The sequence below is a fragment of the Mitsuokella apri genome, from assembly GCF_051886055.1.
Taxonomy (GTDB): Bacteria; Bacillota; Negativicutes; order Selenomonadales; family Selenomonadaceae; genus Mitsuokella.
In genome coordinates, this window is the sequence record NZ_JBJEXT010000008.1 from 51,689 (window position 1) to 60,512 (window position 8,824).

The window sequence follows — 8,824 nt, forward strand, 5'->3', positions numbered from 1 at the left end:
TCCAATATAAAAGGAAGTGATGTTCATGAAAGATCCGATTCGTTTCATTCATTCCCTGCAGGCCGTGGCCGAGCCGTTTCTCGCGTTTCTGCGCTGGGAGGCGAGCAGCGGTGTCATTTTGCTGTTCTGCGCGATTCTCGCGCTGATTCTTGCCAATTCGCCGCTGGCCGCGGGCTACGAGCATATCCTGCATCTGCCAATCGCCATCGGGGCAGGGGAGTACGTCGTCGAGATGGGCCTGCTGCACTGGATTAACGATGGCCTCATGGCCGTGTTCTTCTTTGTCATCGGCCTTGAAATCAAGCGCGAATTCCTCTACGGCGAGCTGCGCACGGCTTCGGCGATGCTCTTGCCCGTCGGCGCGGCCCTCGGCGGCATGATTGTGCCGGCCATCCTCTACGCGGCCATCAACCTCGGGCAGCCGACGTTCGGCGGCTGGGGCATCCCGATGGCCACGGATATCGCCTTTGCCCTCGGCATCATGACCATCGCGGCAAGGCAGGCCCCTTTAGGGCTCGTCGTCTTTTTGACGGCACTGGCCATCGTCGATGACCTCGGCGCCATTGTCGTCATCGCGCTCTTCTACAATTCCGACCTCGCGTTTGGCGCCCTTTTCGTGGGGCTTCTGGCCATTGCCGCGGCTTTCATCGTCGGCAGGCTGCGCGTGCGCTTTGTGCCGCTCTATATCGCGCTGGGCCTTGTGGCCTGGTATGCATTCCTGCAGGCCGGCATTCATCCGACGATTGCGGGCGTGCTGTTAGGCCTTTCGATTCCGGCGGCAAGGGAGCCCGAAAACTCGCTTCTCCATAAGCTTGAACATGCACTTGAGCCATGGTCGGCCTATGGCATCATGCCGATTTTCGCACTCGCGAATGCCGGTGTGGCCATCTCGCTTGCGTCGTTCGACTTTGCTTCGCCGATTTTCCTCGGCATCCTCGCGGGCCTCTGCCTCGGCAAGCCCCTCGGCATTTTCGGCGCGACGTTCCTGCTCTGCAAGGTCTTCAAGCTGCCGCTGCCGGGAAATGCGACGAAGGCCCAGCTCGCCGCGACGGGCATGCTCGGCGGCATCGGCTTTACGATGTCGATTTTCATCGCGTCGCTGGCCTTCCCTGAGGCCGCGCAGCTCGACCTCGCGAAAATCAGCATCCTCTGTGCCTCGATTCTTTCGGGCATTCTCGGCACGGTATTCTTCAAGCTGCAGTCTCTCGGCACGCCGTCCGCGGCGTCCGCTGAGGGCAGGGCCGATGCTGCGAACTAAAAAATCACTGAAAAAAGTATTGACAGAACAATGAGTCCCGTTTATAATAATATTCGTTGGTTGCGACAAGGCAATCAAGAACAAAACACGAAATGATGACTCACTAGCTCAACTGGCAGAGCAACTGACTCTTAATCAGTAGGTTCACGGTTCGATTCCGTGGTGGGTCACCATGACTCACTAGCTCAACTGGCAGAGCAACTGACTCTTAATCAGTAGGTTCACGGTTCGATTCCGTGGTGGGTCACCATTTGACGATAACGGCTCCTTGCGAAAGGGGCCTTTTTTGTACCTTATATATAATAGGAAGGAAAGTGAATCTATGCGAATCCTCATCTCGAATGATGACGGCGTCGCGGCCTACGGCCTCGAGTCCCTCGTCAAGGCATTTTTGAAGAAGGGCCATGAAGTCATCGTCTCGGCGCCGGCGCGCCAGCAGAGCGGCATGGCCCATGCGCTGAATGTCGGCAAACCCTTGGAGCTGCTGCAGGCAGACAAACTGCGGGAAAAATACGGCATCGAGGCCTGGGCCGTCGACGGCACGCCGACGGACAGCGTCAAGCTCTACCTTGAGGCCATTGCCGAGGAAAAGCCCGATGTTGTCGTCTCGGGCATCAACCACGGCGCGAACCTCGCGACGGACATCCTGTATTCGGGCACGGTCGGCGCGGCGATGGAAGGCATGCTGCACGATATCTCGTCGTTTGCTGTATCGATGGACGTGGACAGCGAGATTTCCTACGACGAGGCGGCCGAAGAATTTGCGAAGCTTCTCGAGCAGGTCATGAAGGGTCGCGCGGCAGCCGAAGAGGAAAAGCCCGTGTTCTGGAATGTCAATTTCCCGCGAAGGTATGCGCTCGGCGAGGATGGCCGGCCGCAGGTCGTCTTTGGCCGTCAGGGAAAACGCGACTACCACAATGCGTTCAAGAAGCAGGAACGCGAGGACGGCCGCATTTTCTACACCGTTGCCGGCGAGATTTTCGACACGGACAAGAGCGAGCCGACGGACATTTACGCCGTCGAGCATGGCTTTATCGCCGTGACGCCGCTTATGGTCGACCTCACGGACTACATGATGATTGAAAAGTTACTGAACCGCTGAATTTTGCGTTATGTCTTTTGCCCCCCGCATGGCTCGAAAGGCCTGTAAATGTGCGCGCGGGACAGATGGGCGTGACGCAAAGTTTTTTTCGTGCTAAAATAAAGGGTAGAATGTTTATTAGGAGGTATTTTTCATGGAATCAATGATTCGCGATATCAAACTGGCTCCTTCGGGCCACGATAAAATCAACTGGGTAAAGAACTTCATGCCGGTCATGGCGGCTGTCGATAAAGAATTCTCCGTCTCGAAGCCTTTTGCTGGCAAGAAGATGGTCATCACGCTGCACCTCGAGGCCAAGACGGCTTATATGGCCGAGATTTTCCATCATGCCGGTGCCGAAGTCGCCATTACGGGCAGCAACCCGCTGTCGACGCAGGATGATGTCGCCGCGGCCCTCGTTGAGGATGGTCTGCATGTCTTCGCCTGGCACGACTGCACGCCGGAAGAATACGATACCTTCATCAATAAAGCCCTCGACATCAAGCCGGATTTCGTCATCGACGACGGCGGCGACCTCGTGCACATGCTGCACACGAAACGCCGCGAGCTGCTCTCGGGCATCATCGGCGGCAGCGAGGAGACGACGACGGGCGTTCATCGCCTCAGAGCTCTCGCAAACGAAGGCAAGCTCGAATTCCCGATGATTGCAGCGAACGACGCTTACTGCAAATACCTCTTCGATAACCGCTACGGCACGGGCCAGTCGACCTGGGACGGCATCATGCGCACAACGAATGTCGTCATCGCCGGCAAGAACGTCGTCATCGCCGGCTACGGCTGGTGCGGCAAGGGCGGTGCCATGCGTGCGCGCGGCCTCGGCGCCAATGTCATCGTCACGGAAGTCGACCCAATCAAGGCCATCGAGGCTGTTTTCGACGGTTTCCGCGTCATGCCGATGGATGAAGCAGCCAAAATCGGCGATATCTTCCTGACGCTGACGGGCGACAAGGACATCATCCGCAAGCGCCATTTCGAAGTCATGAAGAACGGTGCCATCATGGCGAACTCCGGCCACTTTGACGTCGAAATCAACATCCCGGAGCTCGAGTCCCTCTCCGTCTCGCGCCGCACGGTCCGCAAGAACATCGAAGAATTCAAGCAGAAAGACGGCCGCAAGCTCTATCTGCTCGCCGAAGGCCGCCTTGTCAACCTCGCAGCCGGTGACGGTCATCCGGCTGAAATCATGGACCTCTCGTTTGGCGTGCAGTTCTTCTCGGCTCTGCATCTCCTGAAACACGGCAAGGAAATGACGAAGGGCGTACACCTGATGCCGGAGGAAATCAACACGAAGATTGCGGAAATCAAGCTCAAGGCTTCGGGCATCGAGATCGACACGCTGACGCCGGAGCAGCGCGCTTACCTCAATATGGCGTAATGGCGTAAGTCTTGCGTAAACGGAGAATATAAATCATGAAGACACTGATTAAAAACGTATATGCGTTCCTGCCGGACGGCACGACGCCACTCACGAATATCATGATTGACAGGGACAAAATCGTCGGCGTCGGCGAGGTGCCGGCGGATTTCCGCGCGGCCAAAGTCATCGACGGCAAACATAAATTTGCCGTGCCGGGCTTTGTCAATGCCCATACGCACGCCTCGATGACGCTCTTTCGCAGCTACGCCGACGATATGAACCTCATGGACTGGCTCAACAACATGATTTGGCCGGCCGAGGCGAAGATGCAGGAAGAGGACATCTACTGGGGCGCCATGCTCGCCGCCGTCGAGATGATTGAAGGCGGCACGACGACCTTTGCCGACATGTACGGACCGTACATGGAAAAAGTCGCCGAAGTCGCCATCGACTCGGGGCTCCGGGCCGTGCTCTCGCGCGGCATCATCGGCGTGGCACCGGACGGCGACAAAAAGCTTGAAGAAAATGTCAGCCTGTTTAACGACTTCCATGGAGCTGAACACGGCCGCATCACGGTCATGTTTGGACCGCATGCCCCGTACACCTGCCCGCCGGACTTTTTGAAGAAAGTCAGCGCAGCCGCAAAAAAATGCGGCGCCGAAGTCCATATCCACATGGCCGAGACGAAGGCTGAGATCGAACAGATCACGAAGACGTACGGCAAGCGCCCGTTCCGCTATGTCGAGGAAACAGGGCTTTTCGAGAGCGGCACGCTTGCCGCACACTGCGTCCACCTCGACGACGAGGACATCGCCATTATCAAGAAATACGGCATCCGCGTCGCGCATAATCCGGGCAGCAACATGAAGCTCGCAAGCGGCGTCGCGCCGGTGCCGCGCCTCCTGAAAGAGGGCGTCTGCGTGGCCCTCGGCACGGACGGTGCCTCGTCGAACAACAACCTCGACATGCTCGAGGAAATCAACCTCGCGGCCATGCTGCATAAAGTCAATACCCTTGACCCGTTGGCAGTACCGGCCCGCACAGCCCTCAAGATGGGCACGGAGTACGGCGCAAAGGCTGCAGGACTCAAAAATGTCGGCAAAATCGAAAAGGGCTGCAAGGCCGATCTCACGCTGTTCAATATGAACAGCGCGGCCTGGTACCCGCGTAACGACCTCGCATCGCTGCTCGTTTACTCGGCACATGCGGATTCCGCAGACACCGTGCTCGTCGACGGCAAAGTCCTCATGGAAGGACGCGAGCTCTTGACGCTCGATAAGGAGAGAATCTTCTTCGAGGCACAGAAATGTGCGGAGAGGCTGACGAAATAATAGTACGCGGGGCTGGTTCGCGAAAATTGGATACATTTGGCAAGGGGAGCGGTGAAATATTTTCGGCTTCGGCGCTTCCGCTAAATGGGAGCCATGCAGGTTTTGCTGAGAAAAAGGGACTTCGCCGCCTGCCGCGGCGTTCTGACACTGTGGCATTAGGTAAAGTTTTCCCGGCTCCCAGCCCTGCGGGCAGTCGCTGCAGCGCCTGCAGGCGAAAATATTCCCCCGCTCCTAGTCACGTCCTGCCTTTTTGCTCTCGCAGGAGGTGTCTTCACCACCTTCTGCGAGAGGATAACGCACGATTTTTTGTCGGTAGAGTGGGGCTTCGGCTTATTATAATGTAGACTGAAAGCAGCTGAGGTGGGAAGGGCTGTTTCGGTCACTGACGAAGTTTGGAATCTACGATGTAAATAAAAAGAAACTAGGGCTGGGGGAAATATTTCGCCTGCAGGTGTGGAATGTTCTGCCTGCAGGGCTGAAGTCCAAGAAAGATGGGCTAAGTCCTGCGATGTGAGAACGCCGTGGCAGACGGCGAAATGGCTAAGGATATCTTTATATCATGGGCTTCATTTACATGGAGCACCGAAGCCGAAATATTTTCACCGGCCCCTTTGCTGAAATCATCAAACCGAAACAGTCCTTCCCGCCATTTGCTAATTATCTCATGCCGAAATAATATATGTGTTTGTAGGAGGAATTTTCTTGAAAAAGACAACGCCTGCCCGCCCGCGTACGCGGCGCAAGCCTGTGCGTTCGGCGACGAAGAAGACGGGCCATAAGGTCGCGCGCGCGCATTCTGGCCGCCGCTATGAGCTTTTTGGCCTCGCGCTTTTTGCTGCCGGCCTCATCTCAATCTGCGGCATCTGCGGCCTCAACGTGGGTTTTGTCGGCGTCTATTTCGCCAAATTCCTGCGCTATTTCTTCGGCGTCGGTTCCATCCTCATTGCCGTCCTGATTCTCCTGATTGCCTGGACGTACATGACAAGGCACCGCGGGCCGAAGTATTCGCCGCGCTTTTTCGGCATTTTGGCGCTATTTATTTCCGTGCTGGCCATCTGGCATCACTTCAAGGTGCCGGTCGGCGCGGAAATTATGCCCGAGAGCCTGCCGACGGGCGGCGGACTTCTTGGCGGCGGTTTTCTGCTGCTTTTGCGCAAGTTCTTTGGCGTCGACGGCTCCATCATCATCCTCGGCGTCGGCACGGTCGGTGCCGTGCTGCTCTCGACGACGTGGTCTTTGGCCGCAGGTCTTTTAAAGACGCAGGCCAAGGCGAAGAAAGGGGCCGTGGCCGCGGGCTCGGCTCTCTCGTCGACGTATGGCAAAATGGCCGAAGTCGGCGGCCGCGTGGAAGAACACGTCGCGACGGCCGTGCGCGAAAAAGTCGAAAAGGTGCATGGCAGCTTCTATAATCAGGATAAAGACGAACGCTTCCGCGAATCCCCGGAGAACAGCCCTGTGGAACAGAATACTTCGGCAACTGCCAAAGCCGCCGAAAATACCTTCCCGGTCACGGGACTCGGCGAAAATCCTGCTGAAAATCCTGTTAAGGAAGAGTCGGCAGAGCCACATGCGGACACAAAGCCGGACTTTACGATTGAGTTTGGCCGGAATCATGAAAATGAAAGCCCGGCCGCTGAAGCAGGGGAAAGGCCGATGGGTCTGCCGGATTCCGTTGAGCCCATCGGCATGACGCCGCCGCCCGCGAGCCTGCAGAATATTAGCCGTGCAGCGGGGACAGACGGGCTGAGAAAGGAAGCTCCGGCAGACAGCTGGGGGGAGGAATCTCTCGGCATGCCTGCAGATTCTGCGCCGGCCGCAGCGAAGCCCGCTTTCACAGTGCCAAAGACGGCACCTGTCGTGCCGCCTTCGCCGAGCCCGATGAAGAAGCATCCGACGGAGATGCCCTCGTACGGCGAAATTGCGCCGATCATGCCGGCTGCGGCCATCCTCGACGGTTCGGCCAAAACGGCGCGTGGCGGCCTCGGCGAATCTCAGAAAGAGGAAGTCAAGGCTCCTGCTGCGCCGCCAAGGCCCTACATCCTGCCGCAGGTCACGGAAATCCTCACGAAGCATGTGAAAAAACACAATGCCGCGCTCGAGATGGAAATTGCCGACAAGGCCCATATTTTGCAGCAGACGCTCGAGGACTTCCACGTCAAGGCGAAGATCATCAACGCCTGCCACGGTCCAGCCGTCACGCGCTACGAGCTTGAGCCGGCGCCGGGCGTCAAGGTCAGCAAGATTACAAATCTCGCCGACGACCTCGCCCTGAGCCTCGCGGCGACTTCCGTGCGCATCGAGCCAATCCCCGGCAAGGCCGCCATCGGCATCGAGGTGCCGAATAAGGAGCTTGAGGGCGTGGCCCTGCGCGAGGTGCTCGAAAATGAGCGCTTCGCGCAGGCCAAGTCGAAGCTCACGGTCGGCCTCGGCATGGACATCGGCGGGCAGGCGATTTTTGCGGACCTCGCGAAGATGCCGCATCTTCTCGTCGCCGGTGCCACGGGTTCCGGTAAATCCGTCTGCATCAACACGCTGATTACGAGCATCCTCTTCAAGGCGAAGCCCGATGAAGTCAAATTCATCCTCGTCGACCCGAAGATGGTCGAGCTCTCGAATTACAACGGCATCCCGCACCTCATGGTGCCGGTCGTCACGGAGGCCAAGAAGGCCGCGTCCGTGCTGAACTGGTCCGTGCAGGAAATGGAAAAACGCTACGCAAAATTCGCCGAGCACAACGTGCGCAATATGGAAACCTACAATAATAAATTCCCCGACGACAAGATGCCGGCCATCGTCATCATCATCGACGAGCTCGCCGACCTCATGATGGTCGCGCCGCACGATGTCGAAGACGCCATCTGCCGCCTTGCGCAGAAGGCCCGCGCGGCCGGCATCCACATGGTGCTCGCGACGCAGCGTCCTTCCGTCGACGTCATCACGGGCATCATCAAGGCCAACATCCCGTCGCGCATTTCGTTTGCCGTGTCGAGTCAGATTGACTCGCGCACGATTCTCGACCGCAGCGGCGCGGAAAAGCTGCTCGGCCGCGGCGATATGCTGTTTTATCCCGTCGGTGCCGCCAAGCCCATGCGCGTGCAGGGCGCATTCATCAGCGACGAAGAAGTCGAGAAACTTCTCGACTTCATCCGCGCGCAGGGGCAGGAGATGGAGGCCAATGAGGAAATCATCTCGTTTACGGAAAACGCCATGAAGGAAGAAGAAGCAAAAGAAGAGGGCAAGGGCGGCCGTCAGCCGAAACTCGACGAGCTGCTGCCCGACGCCGTGAACCTCGTCATGTCGACGGGGCAGGCCTCGGCGTCTTCCATACAGCGGCGTTTCCGCGTCGGCTACACGCGCGCCGCGCGCCTCATCGACGAGATGGAAGACCTCAAAATCGTCGGCCCGAACATCGGCAGCAAGCCGCGCGAGATCCTCATGGGGTCCGAGCAGGCCCTGGCCGCCGTCGAAGCCGCCATGGCAGAGTCCTAGACGAATTATTTTCTTATGAATCACGAAAAGAGCTCCTTTTGTTTTTGGGGCTCTTTTTTGTGCTTTCTTCTGCCTTCTGTCGGCCTCTTTTGGCTGTCTTTCGTTTCCTGCGGGAAAACTTTGCAGGAAACTCGTGAAACTACTGGAAAAATACGCGGGCCTTGTGGTATACTTGAAAATAGTTATGTAAACCTTAACACATAAATCCTGAGATTTTTCCGCAACATGGAACATTTCTCTTATGGGGGTAGATTTTTTTGAAGTACATGAGTGGTAACGAACTGCGT

5 protein-coding genes and 2 tRNA genes are annotated in these 8,824 nt (G+C 57.3%); all 7 read left to right on the forward strand.

Annotation, left to right across the window (positions count from 1 at the left end; all coding sequences use genetic code 11):
* Positions 1-25 precede the first annotated feature (25 nt).
* The 7 genes from nhaA to ACI4OH_RS01165 all read left to right on the forward strand — a co-directional run bounded on the left by nhaA (position 26) and on the right by ACI4OH_RS01165 (position 8,537).
* The gene (gene nhaA / locus ACI4OH_RS01135) at positions 26-1,258 is read left to right on the forward strand and encodes a Na+/H+ antiporter NhaA (protein WP_439783972.1); all 1,233 of its coding nucleotides are present in this window, start codon (positions 26-28) and stop codon (positions 1,256-1,258) included.
* A 97-nt stretch (positions 1,259-1,355) separates the two neighbouring features.
* Positions 1,356-1,431 (forward strand) — tRNA-Lys (locus ACI4OH_RS01140).
* 1 nt (position 1,432) lies between these two features.
* A tRNA-Lys gene (locus tag ACI4OH_RS01145) sits at positions 1,433-1,508 on the forward strand.
* 72 nt (positions 1,509-1,580) lie between these two features.
* Positions 1,581-2,360: a 5'/3'-nucleotidase SurE gene (gene surE / locus ACI4OH_RS01150; protein WP_439783973.1), complete on the forward strand. Its 780-nt coding sequence runs from the start codon at positions 1,581-1,583 to the stop codon at positions 2,358-2,360.
* A 133-nt stretch (positions 2,361-2,493) separates the two neighbouring features.
* The gene (locus tag ACI4OH_RS01155; protein WP_432647995.1) at positions 2,494-3,735 is read left to right on the forward strand and encodes an adenosylhomocysteinase; all 1,242 of its coding nucleotides are present in this window, start codon (positions 2,494-2,496) and stop codon (positions 3,733-3,735) included.
* 35 nt (positions 3,736-3,770) lie between these two features.
* On the forward strand, positions 3,771-5,048 hold the full coding sequence (locus tag ACI4OH_RS01160; protein ID WP_439783974.1) for an amidohydrolase: 1,278 nt from the start codon (positions 3,771-3,773) through the stop codon (positions 5,046-5,048).
* 702 nt (positions 5,049-5,750) lie between these two features.
* Positions 5,751-8,537, forward strand: a complete 2,787-nt coding sequence (locus ACI4OH_RS01165) for an FtsK/SpoIIIE family DNA translocase (RefSeq protein ID WP_439783975.1) — start codon at positions 5,751-5,753, stop codon at positions 8,535-8,537.
* Positions 8,538-8,824: the final 287 nt, after the last annotated feature.